The organism is Salinimicrobium aquimaris (assembly GCF_035607535.1).
GTDB lineage: Bacteria > Bacteroidota > Bacteroidia > Flavobacteriales > Flavobacteriaceae > Salinimicrobium.
In genome coordinates this window covers 282,546-300,954 of record NZ_JAYDZX010000001.1, presented here as the reverse complement: position 1 = coordinate 300,954, position 18,409 = coordinate 282,546, and the positions used below count along the sequence as shown (strand labels likewise).

The window sequence follows — 18,409 nt, the reverse complement described above, 5'->3', positions numbered from 1 at the left end:
AGATGAAGATTTTTTGCGAAGTACAATTTTGGATTACTAAAAAAATGGACTGGAATAGAATCTGTTCCAGCCTTACAGGCTGGTAATGGCAATAATCTAATATCCCGGAGCGTTGCTCCAGGCTTTATTGTTAAAGGCTTACAGCCTTTTTTGGCTTCACGTAGTACACCTTGTAAAAGTATTTTCTTTCGGTAAAGCCTGTAAGGCTTTGATCTTACAACTCAGACGACGTTCCGGGATAATAAATTTAGATGAGATCCCACGAGCCAATGGAGTGAGATGGAAATTTTTACTGTGAAGAATATTTTTGGAAATAGTAAATAATCCTCGGGGCAAGCCCCGAGGCATTTGCTAGAATATGTTCAATTGTAAATCATCTTTTTTGTGTAGGATTTCGTAATCCTTCTCATTTCCTTGGTTTTTGACGTATGCGGCGATTACTTTTTCATTGCTATGTCTTCCCGCGGTATTGATGTAAAAACCAATGCCCCAAAATGCACCTCCCCATAATGCTCGCTTGACTCCAGGTGCCTGAGCAAAGATTTCCCTTGCTGTTATACTTTTTACTGTTCGAGCAATTTTCGTAGGGCTGTAGGTTGGAACACTTTGCAAAAGGAAATGAACATGATCTTTATCAGAACCTATGCTTCGCATTGTAGTACACTTCGAAAAAGAATTTTCTTGTGGTAAAGCCTGTAAGGCTTCAATTTTACAACCCGGGGCACCGCCCCGGGATGCAAAATCCACCAATAATAGGAGCCTGTAAGGCTCAAAAAACTTGGCAAAAAATATTTAATTACCTATCTTTCTTCTGTCCCCCTCTCAATCCAGAACTATGGGACAATCCTTATCTAAACTGTACGTACATCTAATTTTTTCTACAAAAGATCGTCACCCATTTATTGTTGCGAAATTTGAAGAAACATTGCAAAAATATATTAGCGGCATCCTTTCAAATCTCCAATCTCCCGCTCTTGCAATAAATTCCATGCCCGATCACCTTCATATTCTATTTCAGCTTTCCAAAAATTATGCTTTGGCAGATGTTGTTGAAGAAGTAAAAAAGAGTTCATCAAAAATGATGAAGCAGGAGGGGTGCCGATCATTTTCATGGCAACCTGGCTATGCTGCTTTTTCTGTTAGTCAGTCCGGCATTGACGCTGTCAAGAAATATATTCATAACCAAAAAGAACATCATAAAGTAAAAACCTTTAAAGAAGAAGTGAAAGAATTTATGGTAAAGTATGAGATGGAAAATTTTAGTGAAGAATACTTTTGGAAACAGTAAAAGACCGCCTGGAATAGTATTTTAATCTATTCCAGCCTTACAGGCTGGAATTAACCTAATATCCCGGAGCGTTGCTCGGGGATATAGTTCAATGCTCACAGCTTTTTTTATCTTCACGTAGTACTACACTTTGAAAAAGTATTTCTTGTGGTAAAGCCTGTAAGGCTCAAACCAATTTCTTTTCATTTTTACCCTCTAAAGCTTGCAAAGCTTGGAAGAAATCCTTGTATTTGCGCGCGATAAATTCTGGACCGTTTAAACTCTTCAGCAATGACCGATAAAACCCGCGACTACTACAAGACTTTATTGCAGATCGATCAAAACCTCGACCGCCTGGTGAGGGAGATTGACGTGCTGAATTATCTGAATCCTCTCAATATCGAGCAGGAGAAGAAGCGGTTCTTTGCATCCAAATTTTCTGAAGATCCGGTCTTCAAGTACAGGAAATTGAAATTTGATCCTTACACCTTACAGAGGCAATTCTTCAGTCAGCGGTTGGAGGATATTCCCGATGAAGATATTTACAAGCTCTACCACGATACCATCTACGAATATTCGGGATTGGTGCAATGTGTGGCTACAGTGGGAAAAGACAAGAAATTTTTCTACAACTCCCTTCGCGTCTTTGGAACTCCTACAGAAAAGGATGTCAAAAATGCGAAATTCATCCTGCATTTTCACAAAGAGGAAGATGCCGAAGAAATGGTGCCAAGATATAACGCAGATCAGGCACAGGCATATTTTCAGGCGTTTGGGGAGCAATATCCGTTCAGGTTCAAGGTGAGGCAAAGTAATAGCATTACAGGGGCTGCGATGGCTTTGAATTCCCGGGAGCTGGTAGTGAAGAAGAATCGCAAGTTCAGTGACAATGATCTCAAGATCTTATCGAACCATGAGATAGGGGTAAACATGCTTACCACCTTCAATGGACTGGATCAACCACTCAGGATCTTCTCGAACGGTTTTGCCAACAATTATTCTACCCAGGTTGGACTGGGCATCTTTAGCGAATACATGAGTGACAGCCTTAGCCTTAAAAGAGTGAAGGAACTTGCCTACCGCGTATTGGCTGCCGATAGTCTTATTAAAGGTTACAGCTTCAGCGATACTTTTGATCTGTTATTTAGCCAGTATAAACTGGACCGGGAAACTTCCTGGTTGATCACTCTACGAGCCCACAGAGGTGGAGGTTTTACCAAAGATCACCAGTACCTGCCGGGGCTTAAAAAGATCTATGACTACTTTTCTTCAGGAAAAGACATGGGAATCTTACTTACGGGAAAAGTGGCCCTGGAAGATGTAGAATTGATCAAAAGCCTTCAGCAAAAAGGGCTCGCAAAAGAGAATACTTATTTCACCCATGCCTTCAACGAGAACAGAAATACAAATGACAAACTTGAGTTCCTGTTGAGTAATCTAAAATAAGAGGTTCAAATCAGCAGCCTCAAAAATGACATCTTTGGGACCTATTTCAGGAAAAGTGCTTGTAGTTCGGGAGTGGGGATCATGCAGCTTTCTTTTTTGCCAAACCACTTGTATCGATTACGGGCAATGAACTCATAAATACTGTCCCGAAAACCTTCAGGAAGGGGTTTAAAAATTCTAAGCCAGGAATAACTTTTAAGATCTTTTGCGATCTCTATCACTGCAGAAGACTTGTGGTAATAAGCAACCCCCGGTTCTATAAGGATCACCGACTCCAGGTTCGCAGTGTCAATACCTCTTTCGTTGATGATTTGCCGGGCAAGATCACTTTGAAGGTGTGCAAAACGAAACAGATCTTTTTTGTCATTTTTAATGATCTTCTGTATGGCATCGTTGCAAAGATTACAAACGCCATCAAAGAGAATGATCTTTTTATTCTCGGGAAAATTAACCATAGCTTTTTCTTTTTTTATTTTTTTCGCTGCACCAGTTCCAGTTGATCTACAGAGACGGAGGTGGTAAAAATGCCATAATTCACTTTGGCATTTCCTTTCTCAATGCTGTCAATGCTTCCAACGGCTTTGCCATCCTGCATCCTTACGCGGTCACCCACTTTTAATACGGGCTTTGGCTTTGCAACTTCTTCTTTTTTTTCTTTTTCCTGTTTTTCTTTTTTCTTCTTCCTGATCTCCTCAACCTTCTTTTCGGCTTCCTGCATCACCTTCTTTTCTTTTGCCTTCTCTACCTTTTTCTCTTTGGCCGTGACTTTTTTACGCTTGGAATTTTCCATTTCCACGATCTTGAGAAATTCCCCTACAAGCTCTTTCTTCTTTTTGTTCTGAAAATATTTCTCGCTTATATCATTGATCTTATTCCCCAGATAAATTAGCCGCTGATTACTGTCGTACAACTCCTGAAAGTTCTCCAGTTTCTGCTGAATCCTGGCGTTGGTCTCTTCCAGTTTTTTCTTTTCAGATTCTGTTTTCTGCTCCTTGGTCTTCAGGGCAGTGGTAGTCTTCTGAAGCTTGGAACGTTCCTTTTGAAGATCGGCAATACTCTTGTCAAACCTTATTTTTCCTCGCTCTACTTTCTTTTTTGAACGATTGATCAAGCTATATGGAATCCCATTCTTTTGAGCTACCTCAAAGGTGAAGGAACTCCCGGCTTCTCCCATGTGCAACTTATAAAGAGGCTCAAGGGTGCGGGAATCGAACAGCATATTGGCGTTGATGATATGCGGCAGTTCATTAGCCAGCATTTTTAGGTTTGCGTAATGTGTGGTGAGAATTCCGAAAGCTTCCTTTTCATAAAAAACTTCCAGGAAAGTTTCAGCCAGGGCACCACCTAATTCAGGGTCACTTCCCGTACCAAACTCATCTATCAAAAAAAGTGTTTTGTCATTCACTTTTTTCAGAAAGTAATTCATGTTTTTTAATCGGTAGCTATAGGTACTCAGGTGGTTCTCGATGCTTTGATTGTCCCCAATATCTGTAAGTATTCTTGTAAAAAGACACATCCGGCTGTACTCGTGGACCGGAATAAGTAAGCCGCTCTGGACCATGATCTGTAAAAGCCCTACTGTTTTAAGGGTAATACTTTTTCCGCCGGCATTAGGTCCCGATATGACAATGATGCGCCGCTCCCTATTCAGCTCGATGGTCTGCGGAAATGTCTTCTTGTTCTGTTTCCTGTTGGTCAACAAAAGTAAAGGATGGTAGGCATCGATAAGTTCCATCTCCCTGTCTTTTGAGATCCTCGGCATGACGGCATTCATTTCCATCCCATATTTTGCCTTTGCCGCTATCACATCAATATCGCTGAGGAAATCCTGATAATCTATTAATAGCGGGCGATAGGGACGAATGAAGTTGGTGAGCTCTTTCAGGATCTTTTTGATCTCTTCTTTTTCCTCGTACTCCAGATTATTGAGTTCCCTGGTAAAATTATAAGTCGCCTCCGGCTGAATATAGACTATACTTCCGGTTTTAGAATTCCCTAAAATTCCGCCCTTGACCTTGCGACGATGCATGGCCGAGACAGCCAGAACCCTGATATTGTCTACCACCGTCTCCCGTATCTCATCCAGGTAACCCAGGTTGTTGTAATGGGTTAGAGCACTTCCAAAGCTGGTATTAATTTGCCCTTTTACACGTCCTATTTTTCTTCTTGTTTCCTGAAGCAGGGGAGAGGCGTCATCTTTCACCTCCCCAAAACGATCAATTACACTATTGATCCTGTCAAGAATTACAGGAGTATATTCTACTTCTGAAGCCGTTTTGTTAAGACACGGGTAGACCTCTTCAAACTTTTCAAAGAACCTGATAAGGATATTTGCAGTTTCTGAAAGCGCACCAATTTTCCTAAAACCGGTAGCTTCAAGATGTGTCCCTTCAATTCCCAGAAACTTTATTTCCTGATCTATGGCGTCAAAGCCATGATTGGGAATCCGGCTTTCCTGCTGGTAGGAAGAGACATACTCATTGGTTTGCCGAAGAGCAAATACTGTTTTGTCGTAGCTGGGGTAGGGTTTAATTTCTAAAGCTTTATCCTTACCGGGACCTGTTACGGTGAACCGGCTAACCTGCTGGCAAACTGTAGGGAATTCCAGGTCTTGAAGAGTCTTAGCTGTAATTTTGATCATATAAAATTTCCCTATTTTTGGGAAACCGCAATTTACTTAATATTATGACCTTTGACATAAGCCCCAGTTGGAAAAAAAAGTTAAATCATGAGCTTGAGAAGCCGTATTTTAAGGAACTTCTTGAATTTGTAACTGAAGAATACAAAAGTAAAGAATGCTTTCCCCATCCCGATAATATTTTTAAGGCCTTTGAATTTTCTCCTTTTGAAGAGACCAAGGTCGTGATCCTGGGGCAGGATCCATATCATGGTTACGGGCAGGCGCATGGCTTATGTTTCTCTGTACAACCCAATGTAAAAGTTCCACCTTCGCTGGTTAACATTTTCAGGGAGATCAAAGATGATCTGGGAAAACCGGTGCCAGATCACGGCAATTTGAAACACTGGGCAGAGCAGGGAGTACTAATGCTCAATGCCACTCTCACGGTAAGAGCAAAAGAGGCGGGTTCTCACCAGGGAAAAGGTTGGGAGAAATTTACAGATGCGGTAGTTTCCACTCTTTCTAATGAAAGGGAAAACCTGGTCTTTATGCTATGGGGTGGTCCCGCTCAAAAAAAAGGACGGAAAATAGATTCCAATAAGCACCTCGTGCTAACAAGCGGACATCCATCCCCCCTGGCTGCTAACCGCGGCTATTGGTTTGGAAATAAACACTTCAGCAAGGCCAATAATTATTTAAAATCGATTGGAAAAAAACCGATTGAGTGGTAGCTAGAAACGATATCCCAAATTTACGGAAGGGAGCAGAACAATGTCGGGAGAGTTCTTATCAAACAAGTTTCTTCCAATTCCGAAAGAAACGTCAATCAGGAAACCCTGCTTAGCAACGAATTTTCCTCCTACACCAATTCCTACCGCAATGTCGGTATATTCAAGATCGGCTTCAATCGTTTTTGGTTCTCCTGTGGTTGAATCAATTATTTCAACTTCCTTTTCATTGTTTCCGTTCGAGAACATCCCAAAAGCTTCAGCATAGTAACCCCTTGCCGTATTTTCTTCCTGTAAGAAATATTTGAATTTTCCCGTGATCGAAAAATCTTTAGCGTAAACTTTGGAAAGGTCCACATCTTCTCCTTCGTTCTTATTGAAAACCTTGGAGAAGATCTCTACTCCGGCCGAAGCATGGTCGTTGATAAGGCGCTCATAACCAACATCGAGTGCTCCGAAAACCAGTAAGTTAAGTACGTTGAGATGTACCTCACTAAGAGTGGTATCCCGCCTAAAAACCCTTTCTTCCTGAAATACGGGATCTATTGTGATTTCTTCAACTTCGTCTGTTTTTTCTTCAACCCCTCGTTCCTGTGCCAGCATAGGCGCAGAAAAAAGAAGGAGTGTCAAAAATGCCAATATTTTAAGTTCTTTCATAGTAGTTTTACTGGGGTAAAAAGTAAGCGTTATCTTTAATTTGGGGTATAAGATCGAGCTCTTTTAGCTGTTCCTGTACCTTTTGAATTTCTTTGACAGAGATCTGTTTTTGACTCCAGGTCGTGATCTTTAACCACTGCTCAATATCTTCCACCTTTTGATCATATTTATTGGCTAAAGCCACTTCGATCTTGGGTATAGCTTTAAATTTATGAGTAAGCTTGTTAAGGACCTTAAGCATAGTCAGAATTCCGGCAGCTTCTTTGTCCATGACCTCTTTTCGTACAGCTATAACAAAGCAGGACCAGGGTGTGGGGCAATCGGCGATTCTTCTAAAAACTCCCTTATCCACCAGTGGTTTGGTTGTAAAATGTTCCCACATAAAATATCCGGCTTTTCCTTCTTTTAAAGCTGTTACAGCTCCATCAATATCGCCTACAACCTCAAATTCCAGCCTCGAGGTATCCCAACCCAGGTTGCGGGCATTGACGTAGGCCATCAAATGTGACCCTGAGCCATAACGGCTTATGGCCACCTTCTGATCTTTGAGGTCTTCAAAACTTCTGAAATCTGAATCGGCATCCACGTGAATTCCCCAAATAAGGGGAGAGGCAATGTATTCCTGCACTATAACAGCCTCGTTCCCATGGAGAATATCCTTGACTATACCTTCAGTTAAAATAACAGCTGCGTCGATTTCTTTATTGCGCAAGGCTTTGCACATGGCACCGGTACCATCGGGAAAATCTCTCCAGCTTAGATCCAAGCCATTTTTCCTGAAGGTGCCATCGTCTATGCACAGATGCCAGGGCAGGTTGAAATGTTCCGGTACTCCACCAACTTTGATCGTTTTCATGATTCGTGCTTTTCCTTTAGGTAATTGTAGATCTCGTATTGGGATCTTATTCTCTGTTCTCCGGGTTTAGCTTCTACAAAGTTATTTGTTTCGGTAGGATCCTGAATTCTTGCCTTTACGTTATCCCTGAACTGAATATCGAGGATATCCTTGAACTCCCTGGCAATATCTTCATCATATACCGGGGCTATTACTTCTATCCTGCGATCCAGATTCCGGGTCATCCAGTCTGCACTTCCAAAGTAAAGCTCTTCATTCCCGTCATTTTCGAAGATATACATCCGCCCATGCTCCAGGAACCTATCCACGATGCTGGTCATATATATATTGCTGCTCAGGTTTTCTACTCCGGGGACCAGGCAGGTAAATCCTCTTACCAACAGTCTTATCTTCACCCCGGCCTCACTGGCGTCGTAAAGCAGATCAATGATCTCCTTGTCTTCCAGGCTGTTCATTTTGGCCTGAATCTGCACTTTTTTACCAAGCTTGGCATTCTTAATTTCCCGGTGTATCATATCGGTAAAAACCTTGCGGGTTGAAAAAGGAGAAATTAAGAGCCGCTTTGCCCGCGGAATTATCAATTCACCCTCAAGTACCAGAAAAACACGTGAAAGTTCGCTGGTTATCTTTTCATGAGCAGTAAATATGGCGTGATCACAATAGATCTTAGAAGTTTTACTGTTAAAGTTGCCTGTGCCTATGTAGGCGTAGTCTTTCATTTCTCCATTTTCTTCCCGGCTTACCAGTAAAATCTTCGAATGTACCTTGATCTTAGGGTAGCTATAGATCACTTTTGCACCTTCCTCTTCAAATTTACGCCCCCAGTCGATATTGTTCTTTTCATCAAATCTCGCTTTGGCTTCTATGAAGACAGTAACTTTTTTGCCATTTTTGAGAGCTTTTAGAAGGGCAGAAGTCACTACAGATTCATCTGCGATCCTGTAAATAGAGATCTTGATTTCTCTCACAAGATCATCATTGGCAGCTTGTTGCAGAAACCTTTCCACATAATCAAAAGACATGTATGGAAAATGAACCGACTGATCTTTTTTAGCAATGTCCTCAAAATAATTATCTGAATATTCCAGGACAGCATGTTTTATTGGAGGCAGTTCTTCGTAGTGTAGTTCAGGATTATCTGTAGGATCCGGGAAAGAAAAGTAGTCACTAAAATTGTGATACTTCCCTCCGGGCATCATATCTATTTTCCCAAGCTTCAGGGTTTTCCTGAGAATGGTTTGATCTTCAACAGGCATTTCAGCATCGTATAAGAGTCGGGTAGGCTGCCCATCTGTACGTTGTTTTAAGGAGTCATAGATCTTCTCGGCCAGTAGGCCATCGATCTCGTCGTCTATGTACAGTTCGGCGTCGCGGGAGAGCTTGATCTGGTAGATGCCTTCAATATCCTTTTCAGGAAATAACTTCGGAATATTCACTTTTACAATGTCATCCAGAAATGTAATTTTTTGCTCCTTTGTTTCTGAAGTAAATGTGATGAACCTGCCACATTCATCTGTGGGAATATTCACGATTCCGAACTGAGATTTGTCCCTAAAAGAGACCATATAGTAAAGGGAATTGTTTTCCAGAAAAAGATCGCTTCCCTCTGGAAAGTCAACTGTCTTGGAATTTATGCACTTCCTGATCTTCTTGAAGTAGCGTCGTGCAAATTCTTCCTGATCTTCGTTATAATCTTCCCTGTGGACAAGGTGGATCCCTGCTGTTTCCAGTTCCGGAATTATTTGCTCTCTATATATCCTTCCAAACCTGTCCTGCTGTTCCCTTACTTCCTTCAGGATCTCTTTTACCGTCTTATTGGGTTTTAGAGCGAGTTTCTTTCGGATGCTCTTCTCGACCCGCTTCATTTGCCGTAGTTGGGATACCCTAACCCTGAAGTATTCATCAAGGTTCATAGAGAATATGGCAAGAAATTTTAGCCTCTCATATAAAGGAGTGGAGCTTTCTTGTGCTTCCTGAAGAACTCTTTCGTTGAAACTTAACCAATTTAAATCGCGGTGCCTTGTAATTTTTTCTTCAGGCTTTAACATAAAGAGGGGTTTACCCAAAAATACGAATATGAGCTACGTGTGCTTTTAATATTGTGTTAAATGAAATCTAGGCCGAAGTAAGTCTTTCAAGGGTGAATCTAATAGTATTGTCGATGGCCAAAGCTCCATCTTTTGTGAAGTTTCCAGTTGCTCTGTTCGCAATAATGGCATTTAAGGAAAGTGCTTTATGGCCCAGCATTTTAGAAAGGCCGAAAATAGCTGAAGTTTCCATCTCCAGGTTAGTGATCTTCTTTCTCTTAAAACTGAAATTTGCCAACTTATCCTTCATATTATCATCGCGCAGAGGTAAGCGGAGAACACGACCCTGTGGCGCATAAAATCCCACGTTAGACCCTGTAAATCCGGGATAAACATCGGGTGTCAGGAATTTCTGCACTAAAGAAGGATCGGCAGGAACCACGTAAGGTTTACTGTTCCTCACGTAGGTCTGTAAGTGATTTTCCAGGGCTTCATTGAAATCCTGCAGCTGAACATCGTCGCTTTGATAAAAATGCAACAGACTATCGAATCCCACAGCCAGTTCACTTACAACAATCGAGTCTACAGGAATTTCTTTCTGAATCGAACCAGAAGTTCCTATCCTGATAATGTTTAGGCTGGTCTTTTCTTCTTTAATCCGGCGGGTTTGGAAATCGATATTGACAAGTGCATCAAGTTCATTGAGCACAATATCAATATTGTCGGTACCTATTCCCGTAGAAATCACCGAAATTCTTTTGCCTTTGTAGGTTCCTGTTTGGGTATGAAATTCGCGTTTTTTGATGATCACCTCCACCTCGTCAAAATATTGGGTGATCTTTTCTACACGGTTTTGGTCGCCGACAAGTAAAATGGTATCGGCGATATGTTCTGGTCGTAAATTGAGGTGGTAAATACTGCCGTCAGGGTTCAGAATAAGTTCTGAAGCTGCTAAGTGATTCATTTTATAATTTTAGTAGGTCATGGTTTTCGGGGTCATATAAGAAGTCATATTTTCTGACCCCACCATAAAATTCGTCATCCTTTAAATTCTGGTAATAGTTTTTGGTGCCGCTCAAAGCCTTGAGTCCGTCATCATTCAGTTTTATTCCATCTTCTGAAGCTTCATAAAATGGGCTGAGCTTTTCCAGTACCCGTTGCATTTGAATATCTACGTAGCCATAATATCCCTGGTACTGCAAAGCATATCCCAATAAATGGTTCATGGATTTGATCTCATGTTCGTCAATTAGCCTAAGCACATTGACTTCAAGAGTATTTAAGCCTGTTTTTACACTTGGAAAGCGCTCAATATGGGCTCTTATACAACTAGAGAGATATTCGAAATTGGTGGTCTTTTTTATTTCTGAAGCAAGACGCTTAGGTTTGTTGCTACAATAAAGTTCCCAAATGAGCTGCGCAGTTTGAATATCCTCATCTGTGAGAGGGATACGCTGCTTGTAATGCTCTATTTGGTTCTTTGGGGAAAGTTGTGAAAGTGGCGTCATTTCTTCCTCTCCCTTAAGTTTACGACTGCAGACCAGGGAAAAAGGTCCTGTTTTTTTATTCTGAAGAAGAAAACTGATCAGGGCAAGCATATTCATATGGGAAAAGAGGTCAAACTCGAACCACAGAACAATTTCATCATATTTGTTTATAGCTGCGAGCTTAACCAGCTCCTGAAGAAATTCCTTCTGATAATCTTCTTCAGAAACCTTGTATTTTTCCAGCAGAAAGATCTTTCTAAGAAGAACAAAATTCTCATCTCCTACATCCATTGAGGCGGGGCCTTCACACAACATCTCCCTCCAGGTGATCACATCACCCGGAATATCAAGTTCGGGGATCTGTGATGACAGATCATCCCCATTTGTGATATGCAAGATCTTCTTTCCTTCCATAAAGATGAATTTAGCTTAGCCTCCTATGCGCTTTACTTTGTAGCCAAGTTCCCGAAGATAAGACATTACTTTATCCCGCACATCTCCCTGAATAATAATTTCTCCATCCTTTACGGAGCCTCCAACGCCGCACTTCTTTTTAAGATCTCTTCCCAGTGCGTTGAGATCTTCTTCGGGGCCAACAAAGCCTTTTACAACCGTCACCTTCTTTCCTGCACGTCCTTTTGAACTATAGTGGGCTTCAAGAAGTTGATCTTTAGGAGCAAGCACTTCGTCCTGCTCTTCATCTTTAGAATGTTCCGGGTCAAAATCTTTATCGGTTGAAAAAAAGAAACCTCCAAGATCTTCAAGTCCCATCTTTTTCTTAGCCATAGGATCTATTTTTTGAGACCGATCTCTACCAGTCGCTGGTGAAGGAACTCTCCTGCAGTGATATCGGGATAGGCTTTAGGATGCTCATCATCAATGCACTCTTCCAGGCAGTTAAGGGGCATTTCACTTCGAGGATGCATAAAGAAAGGTATAGAATATCTCGGGGTGCTCCATTGTTCCTTAGGAGGATTGATCACACGGTGAATGGTACTTCGCAATTTGTTATTGGTATGTCTTTCCAGCATATCTCCCACGTTGATCACCAGTTCATCTTCCTCTGGAATGGCATCTATCCATTCTCCGTCCTTTCTAAGCACCTGTAAACCTCCTGTAGAAGCTCCCATCAAAAGAGTGATCAAATTAATATCCCCATGTGCCCCTGCACGAACGGCTCCTTTTGGTTCTTCTGTAATAGGAGGGTAGTGAATAGGTCGAAGGATACTGTTTCCGTTACTTGCCCAATGGTCAAAATAGAATTCATCCAAACCAATATAAAGTGCAAGAGCACGAAGTACGTAGATCCCGGTCTTCTCCAACATGCGGTATGCTTCCATCCCGGTATGGTTGAAATCCGGAAGTTCCTTGACCTGTACATTTTCAGGATATTCTTCGGTAAGATTGGCATCGTCGGAAGGTTCCTGGCCAAAATGCCAGAACTCTTTAAGATCTCCTTCTTTTTTTCCCTTAGCATGTTCTTTTCCGAAGGAAATATACCCCCGCTGGCCCGCAAGACCTTCAATTTCATATTTCTGTTTGGTCTCCAAAGGAAGAGCGAAGAAGTTCTTCACTTCTTTATAAAGCTCATCAACCAGATTATCACTCAAAAAATGATTTTTAAGAGCTACAAAACCTATTTCTTCATAGGCTTTACCTATCTCATCAACAAATTTTTGCTTTCGCTTCGGGTCATCAGACAGGAAGTCTGCTAGGTCAACACTGGGAATGTTGTTCATTTCCATAAGATCTTGTTTAGTTTACTTCACAAAGTTAAATAAAATCCCAAGAGTGAAGCGGGCTTTAGTTTATTCTTAATAACAAGGAAACCAAATTTGAGTACATTTGGTAAAGCAATCTTTTAGTATGGAAATTAAGGAAACTCCGTTTCAGTTGAATATAAGGTACGATAGATCAAACCTTGAAGACAACAAGCTGCTCGATCTTTACAGGGCTCTTCTAAAGCCAAGGCTTATTGAGGAAAAAATGCTGGTGCTCCTAAGACAGGGAAAAATATCTAAGTGGTTTAGCGGGATAGGACAGGAAGCCATCTCTATTGGTGTTACACATTCTCTTGAAAAGGATGAATATATCCTTCCCATGCACCGCAACCTCGGAGTTTTTACCTCAAGAGAGATCCCTCTTTACAGGCTTTTTTCTCAGTGGCAGGGCAAAGCTTCCGGCTTTACTCAAGGCCGGGATCGCAGTTTTCATTTTGGAACACAGGAATATAAGATTGTGGGGATGATCTCTCATCTTGGTCCACAATTGGGTGTAGCCGACGGGATCGCGCTTGCACACAGGCTACAAAAAGAGCAAAAGATCACCGCTGTTTTTACGGGCGAAGGGGGAACCAGTGAAGGAGATTTCCATGAAGCCCTGAATATAGCTTCAGTTTGGCAATTACCGGTCCTCTTCTGTATAGAAAACAATGGGTACGGACTTTCCACCCCAACAAAGGAGCAGTATAATTGTGAGCATATTGCGCATCGTGCTGTAGGATACGGAATGGAAAGCCATATCATAGATGGTAACAACATATTAGAAGTCTATTCTAAAATTTCCAGGCTTGCCACGAGTATGCGGGAAAAACCACGCCCTGTTCTGGTTGAGTTCAAGACTTTCAGGATGAGAGGTCACGAAGAGGCTAGCGGGACCAAATATGTGCCAGATGAATTGATGAATGAATGGGCAAAGAAAGATCCGGTAGAAAATTACCGGGAATTCCTCCTTTCAGAAAAAATTCTCAATGAAGCACTTGATACTCAGTATAGAGAGGAGATCAGGAAGGAAATAGACGAAGCTCTCAGAATTGCAAATTCTGAACCAGTTATTGAATTTGATGAAACTAAGGAGTTAGATGATGTGTATGAAGATTTTGTATATCAGGAAGTTAGTCCTTCAGAAGAAACTAAAGAGCTGCGTTTCATTGACGCGGTTTCTCAAGGGCTAAGGCAGTCAATGCAGCGACATGAGAATTTAATTCTTATGGGGCAGGACATTGCCGAGTATGGCGGAGTCTTTAAAATCACCGAAGGTTTTATTGAAGATTTTGGTAAGGAGAGAGTGAGAAACACCCCTATTTGTGAATCGGGTATTGTTGAAACTGCAATGGGACTTTCCATTAAAGGAATGAAGGCGATGGTGGAAATGCAATTTGCCGATTTTGTGAGTTCAGGCTTTAACCCTATAGTGAATTACCTGGCCAAAGTACATTACCGCTGGGACCAAAATGCCGATGTGGTCATAAGAATGCCTTGCGGTGCGGGGGTAGGAGCAGGTCCTTTTCACAGTCAAACCAACGAAGCCTGGTTTACCAAGACACCCGGCTTAAAAGTTGTTTACCCTGCTTTCCCTTATGATGCCAAAGGTTTGCTGAACACTGCTTTCAACGACCCTAATCCGGTGCTTTTCTTTGAACATAAAGCCTTGTACAGAAGTATTCGGCAGGAAGTTCCCGTAGATTATTACACCCTGCCTTTTGGAAAAGCAGCTTTGCTTAGGGAAGGGGAAGATGTAACGGTAATAAGCTTTGGAGCAGCGGTACACTGGGCTATTGAAATCCTGGACCAACATCCCAAAATAAGTGCCGATCTTCTGGATCTACGAAGCCTTCAACCTTTGGACCTGGATGCTATTCTTGCTTCGGTGAAAAAGACAGGAAAGGTAATTATTCTTCAGGAAGACAGCCTTTTTGGAGCGGTAGGCTCAGATATTGCCGCTATTCTTGCAGAAAAAGGTTTTGAATATCTCGATGCTCCCGTGATGAGGGTAGGGAGTTTGGAAACTCCTGTTCCGTTCTCAAAAAACCTGGAAGAAGGCTATCTTCCAAAAAAGAGATTTGAAGCTAAAATTCAGGAATTATTGAAGTATTAAGAAAGAATTGGCGGGATCTGCAGCTTGTTAGGATTTCTTTACAAAAAAATTGTTAAATAAGTAATAATCTTTTGTCTGACGGGAGGTCGAAACGTAATTTAGAGTAACTAATCACTAAAACCTTAAATTATGATACGATTAATCGTTATCTTTTTAATCATTGCAATTATTGCTGCCATATTTGGCTTTGGGGGAATTGCAGAAGGTGCTGCCGATATTGCGCAGATCATCTTTTACATCTTCCTAGTTCTACTGGTTATAGCTTTGATAAGTAGACTTTTTAGAAGGTAATTGTAGAAAGAATTAATCCAATGTCATAATTATGGTTTTGCGACCGTGACATTGGATTTTTTATTAATCCAAAAAAAGAAAAATGAAAAAGATTGCAGTATTAATTTTAAGTATGGTCTTTCTCTTGTCCTGCGGTTCCAGCCGTGTGGTAAATGAAGCGAGAGAAACCATGAGAGGTGACTGGCAATTGACCAGTATCACCTATCCGGGAAATAATCAAAATGTACAGGTTTCCCTACTGGACAATGTGCCGGCGAGTTGTCTCGAAGGCAGTACCTGGAATTTTATTTCGAACAATAATACCGGTTCGTATATTCCTTCGGGAATGAACTGTGGTTCCGATACCAGGTTCTTTATCTGGTCAATTGAAGAGGCCGGGATGAGTAGCTATGATCTCATGTTCAAACCCACCAACTCCGATCATAAATCTGAAATGGGGAATAAAGGTTACAGGATCAATCTTACTCAGCTCTCCGGAAGTCAAATGACCTGGGAACAAATCGTCAATTTTGAAGGAAAACCTTTTACGATCAGAATGAATTTTAATAAATAATTGAACTACTATGAAAATAAGACAAAACAGATTTTTTGCCATTTTATTTGCCGCAGTCATGCTAATTGGTTGTGACGCGACCAGGAATGCAAGTAATAAACAAAAAGGAACCGTAATTGGTGCCACCGGTGGTGCCGTTATTGGTGGAGTTGTAGGTAACAACGTAGGTGAAGGAAATACTGCTCTCGGTGCCATTATTGGTGGTGTCGTAGGTGGTGCTGCCGGAGCTTACATTGGAGACCGCATGGATAAACAGGCCCAAAGGATCGAAGAAGAGATCCCCGGTGCAGAAGTTGAAAGAGTAGGAGAAGGTATCAACGTAACCTTCGATGAAACCAGTGGGGTATATTTCGCTACAGACAAATATGCCATTGAAGGGCAATCCCGTGAAGCTTTAATGTCTCTTGCAAACATATTCAAGGAATATCCAAATACGAATATTCTGGTGGAAGGACATACAGATAGTACAGGGAGCGATGCTTATAACCTTACCCTTTCAAAGAACAGGGCGCAAGCCGTGACCAATTTCCTTACCAGCCAGGGAATCTCCTCGGGAAGGATAACTACCAAATGGTACGGGGAATCTCAGCCAAAGTATGACAACTCTACTGTTGAAGGAAGATCCAAGAACAGAAGGGTGGAATTAGCTATTGTGGCTAACGAAGAACTTAAGAGAGAAGCAGAACAACAGGCCGGCAACTAGATCCCGGTCCACGCTAAAGAACCCGGTTTATGCCGGGTTTTTTTATTCCGAAGAAATCCAGATGGAGCAAAAGAACATCATCATTGTTGGCGGTGGCCTTGCCGGTTTAACAGCTGCAATACACCTGTCCCAAAAAGGGCAAAAAGTCACTCTTTTTGAGAAGGATGCTTTTCCGCACCATAAGGTCTGCGGGGAATATCTCTCCCGCGAGGTGGCGCCTTACCTGGAAGAACTGGGGATTCCGCTTGATGAACTGCAGCCGAAAAATATTGATAGATTACTTTATAGCACCCCTTCAGGAAAGAGCATAGAAGTAAAATTGCCTTTGGGAGCTTATGGGGTGAGCAGGTACGCTCTTGATAATCTCTTCTTTGAGGTTGCAAAGACCAACGGAGTAGAGGTGCGGCAGGAAAAGGCTCTGAAAATTCAATTTTTGAATAACAATTTTAATGTGACTACATCGGAAGCTAAATATGCGGCCGACATTGTTCTTGGTAGCTTCGGAAAAAGATCTCTTTTGGACAAAAATCTCGACAGGAAATTCTTTAAAGAACCCGCTCCCTGGGTAGCAGTTAAGAACCACTACCGGCTGAAGGATTTTCCCGATGACCTGGTGGCACTTCACAATTTTAAAGGAGGCTACTGCGGAATTTCCAGAACAGAAACAGGTAATGTAAATATTTGCTATCTGGCCACATATAACAGCTTTAAAGAGTTCAGGGACCCGGAAAAATTCAATCAAAAAGTGCTTCGGAAAAACCCGTTTTTGGATGATGTCTTAGCCAAGGCTTCTCCTGTTCTTGAGCAGCCGCTTACTATTGCACAGATCTCTTTCAGTAAAAAAGAAGCTGTTGAAGATCACGTCCTTATGCTGGGAGATGCCGCGGGGCTCATTCACCCGCTTTGCGGTAACGGGATGGCCATAGCCATTCACAGCGCCAAAACAGCTTCCGAAGAGATCCTGCACCATCTAAGATTAAAAAACCCCCGTGAAGAAATGGAAGCGGCATACAGGGAAAAATGGGAGCAGCTATTCAGCAAAAGGTTTAGTACTGCTGCCTGGCTTCAAAAGATCCTGCTTAGGGAAAATCTTGCGGAAATTTCACAAACCTTGATTTCCAGTGTACCTTTTCTACTTCCAAAGATCATTAAACAAACTCATGGAGAACCAATTATTTAATGATTAGTACAGAGAAGAGATCGGGTAAAAAAGAGATCATGGATGATCTTGAGATGCAGGGAGAGGAGCTGGCAAAAACCCTGCGGGACCTGGACAAGGTGAACCGGCTCCTGGGAGGAAATAGCATTACTGTTGAGGGGGTTCAAAAAATTCTGAAAAGTGGCTGTTATAAAAGGCCGATAAAGATCATTGATGTAGGTTGTGGGAACGGCAGCATTTTAAAGGAAGTGGCCAAATGCGGCCGAAGAACGGGTGATAAATTTGAGCTGTTGGGAATAGATGCCAATGAAAATGCGATGGAAATAGCCGAAGAAAATCTCAAAGCTTATCCCGAAGTTTCCTTCAAGGCGATGGATGTCTTTTCTGAAGAATTTGAAGCTCTTGAAGCAGATATTATTTTATGTACCTTGACACTGCACCATTTTAACGATGAGCAGATCGTACGGCTCATGAAAATATTTACCAGCAAAGCGGGGCTGGGAGTGGTGATCAACGATCTTCAAAGAAGTAAAACGGCTTATTACCTGTTTCAGGCGTTTTGCAGAGCTTTCGGGATTAGGGAGATCAACAGGAAAGATGGCCTTACTTCCATTCTAAGAAGCTTTAAAAAGAAGGAACTTGAAGCTTTTGGAAAAGGTCTGCAGGTGGGTCGCCAGGAGATCAATCAAAAGTGGGCCTTTAGATATCAATGGATATTATACAAATAGAAAAACCAGGA

The 18,409-nt window shown here is 41.8% G+C and carries 19 protein-coding genes; 9 read left to right on the top strand and 10 right to left on the bottom strand.

The genetic code is table 11. From position 1 onward, the window contains the following. Positions 1 to 351 precede the first annotated feature (351 nt). Positions 352 to 747 carry an IS200/IS605 family transposase gene (gene tnpA, locus VR862_RS01400; RefSeq protein ID WP_324719151.1) on the bottom strand — a complete coding sequence of 132 codons (396 nt, stop codon included), beginning with the start codon at positions 745 to 747 and terminating at the stop codon, positions 352 to 354. 88 nt (positions 748 to 835) lie between these two features. Between tnpA (VR862_RS01400) and tnpA (VR862_RS01395) the strand changes: the two genes are divergently transcribed. Together tnpA (VR862_RS01395) and VR862_RS01390 are read left to right on the top strand one after the other, a co-directional pair. Further along, the gene (tnpA, locus tag VR862_RS01395) at positions 836 to 1,288 is read left to right on the top strand and encodes an IS200/IS605 family transposase (protein ID WP_324719150.1); all 453 of its coding nucleotides are present in this window, start codon (positions 836 to 838) and stop codon (positions 1,286 to 1,288) included. Between the two features lie 270 nt (positions 1,289 to 1,558). After that, the gene (locus VR862_RS01390) at positions 1,559 to 2,713 is read left to right on the top strand and encodes a peptidase MATCAP family protein (RefSeq protein ID WP_324719149.1); all 1,155 of its coding nucleotides are present in this window, start codon (positions 1,559 to 1,561) and stop codon (positions 2,711 to 2,713) included. 41 nt (positions 2,714 to 2,754) lie between these two features. On the opposite strand, the gene VR862_RS01385 is transcribed toward VR862_RS01390, so the two are convergent. Together VR862_RS01385 and VR862_RS01380 are read right to left on the bottom strand one after the other, a co-directional pair. Next, on the bottom strand, positions 2,755 to 3,168 hold the full coding sequence (locus tag VR862_RS01385) for a thiol-disulfide oxidoreductase DCC family protein (RefSeq protein WP_324719148.1): 414 nt from the start codon (positions 3,166 to 3,168) through the stop codon (positions 2,755 to 2,757). A 14-nt stretch (positions 3,169 to 3,182) separates the two neighbouring features. After that, a complete protein-coding gene (locus VR862_RS01380; RefSeq protein ID WP_324719147.1) occupies positions 3,183 to 5,354 on the bottom strand; it encodes an endonuclease MutS2 in 2,172 nt (723 codons plus the stop codon). Between the two features lie 44 nt (positions 5,355 to 5,398). Between VR862_RS01380 and ung the strand changes: the two genes are divergently transcribed. Further along, complete coding sequence (gene ung / locus VR862_RS01375) at positions 5,399 to 6,064, top strand: uracil-DNA glycosylase (protein ID WP_324719146.1); 666 nt, start codon at positions 5,399 to 5,401, stop codon at positions 6,062 to 6,064. On the opposite strand, the gene VR862_RS01370 is transcribed toward ung, so the two are convergent. The 7 genes from VR862_RS01370 to VR862_RS01340 all read right to left on the bottom strand — a co-directional run bounded on the left by VR862_RS01370 (position 6,065) and on the right by VR862_RS01340 (position 12,827). Beyond that, positions 6,065 to 6,718, bottom strand: coding sequence for a hypothetical protein (locus VR862_RS01370; RefSeq protein ID WP_324719145.1), 654 nt, complete (start codon positions 6,716 to 6,718; stop codon positions 6,065 to 6,067). A 7-nt stretch (positions 6,719 to 6,725) separates the two neighbouring features. Then, positions 6,726 to 7,574, bottom strand: a complete 849-nt coding sequence (locus tag VR862_RS01365; RefSeq protein WP_324719144.1) for a substrate-binding domain-containing protein — start codon at positions 7,572 to 7,574, stop codon at positions 6,726 to 6,728. Next, on the bottom strand, positions 7,571 to 9,622 hold the full coding sequence (gene ppk1 / locus VR862_RS01360; RefSeq protein ID WP_324719143.1) for a polyphosphate kinase 1: 2,052 nt from the start codon (positions 9,620 to 9,622) through the stop codon (positions 7,571 to 7,573). Before ppk1 ends, VR862_RS01365 begins: the two co-directional genes overlap by 4 nt. 67 nt (positions 9,623 to 9,689) lie before the next feature. Beyond that, positions 9,690 to 10,565 carry a nucleoside phosphorylase gene (locus VR862_RS01355; protein WP_324719142.1) on the bottom strand — a complete coding sequence of 292 codons (876 nt, stop codon included), beginning with the start codon at positions 10,563 to 10,565 and terminating at the stop codon, positions 9,690 to 9,692. A 1-nt stretch (position 10,566) separates the two neighbouring features. After that, positions 10,567 to 11,502 (bottom strand): DUF1835 domain-containing protein, encoded by a 936-nt coding sequence (locus tag VR862_RS01350; protein WP_324719141.1) that lies wholly within the window; start codon positions 11,500 to 11,502, stop codon positions 10,567 to 10,569. A gap of 15 nt (positions 11,503 to 11,517) precedes the next feature. Beyond that, the gene (locus VR862_RS01345; protein ID WP_324719140.1) at positions 11,518 to 11,874 is read right to left on the bottom strand and encodes a translation initiation factor; all 357 of its coding nucleotides are present in this window, start codon (positions 11,872 to 11,874) and stop codon (positions 11,518 to 11,520) included. Positions 11,875 to 11,879: 5 nt separating this feature from the next. Beyond that, positions 11,880 to 12,827, bottom strand: a complete 948-nt coding sequence (locus tag VR862_RS01340) for an isopenicillin N synthase family dioxygenase (RefSeq protein WP_324719631.1) — start codon at positions 12,825 to 12,827, stop codon at positions 11,880 to 11,882. 127 nt (positions 12,828 to 12,954) lie between these two features. On the opposite strand from VR862_RS01340, the gene VR862_RS01335 reads away from it, so the two are divergent. The 6 genes from VR862_RS01335 (at position 12,955) to VR862_RS01310 (ending at position 18,398) form a co-directional block, all read left to right on the top strand. Beyond that, entirely contained in the window at positions 12,955 to 14,964 is a 2,010-nt protein-coding gene (locus VR862_RS01335; RefSeq protein WP_324719139.1) for an alpha-ketoacid dehydrogenase subunit alpha/beta, read from the top strand. A gap of 129 nt (positions 14,965 to 15,093) precedes the next feature. Beyond that, positions 15,094 to 15,255: a DUF1328 family protein gene (locus VR862_RS01330; RefSeq protein ID WP_029033028.1), complete on the top strand. Its 162-nt coding sequence runs from the start codon at positions 15,094 to 15,096 to the stop codon at positions 15,253 to 15,255. An 82-nt stretch (positions 15,256 to 15,337) separates the two neighbouring features. Then, positions 15,338 to 15,808 (top strand): lipocalin family protein, encoded by a 471-nt coding sequence (locus VR862_RS01325; protein ID WP_324719138.1) that lies wholly within the window; start codon positions 15,338 to 15,340, stop codon positions 15,806 to 15,808. Positions 15,809 to 15,818: 10 nt separating this feature from the next. Continuing rightward, on the top strand, positions 15,819 to 16,511 hold the full coding sequence (locus tag VR862_RS01320; protein ID WP_324719137.1) for a YiaD family glycine zipper/OmpA-like lipoprotein: 693 nt from the start codon (positions 15,819 to 15,821) through the stop codon (positions 16,509 to 16,511). Between the two features lie 61 nt (positions 16,512 to 16,572). Next, positions 16,573 to 17,691, top strand: a complete 1,119-nt coding sequence (locus tag VR862_RS01315) for an NAD(P)/FAD-dependent oxidoreductase (RefSeq protein WP_324719136.1) — start codon at positions 16,573 to 16,575, stop codon at positions 17,689 to 17,691. Then, a complete protein-coding gene (locus tag VR862_RS01310) occupies positions 17,691 to 18,398 on the top strand; it encodes a methyltransferase domain-containing protein (RefSeq protein ID WP_324719135.1) in 708 nt (235 codons plus the stop codon). The genes VR862_RS01315 and VR862_RS01310 overlap by 1 nt, the downstream gene beginning before the upstream one ends. Positions 18,399 to 18,409: the final 11 nt, after the last annotated feature.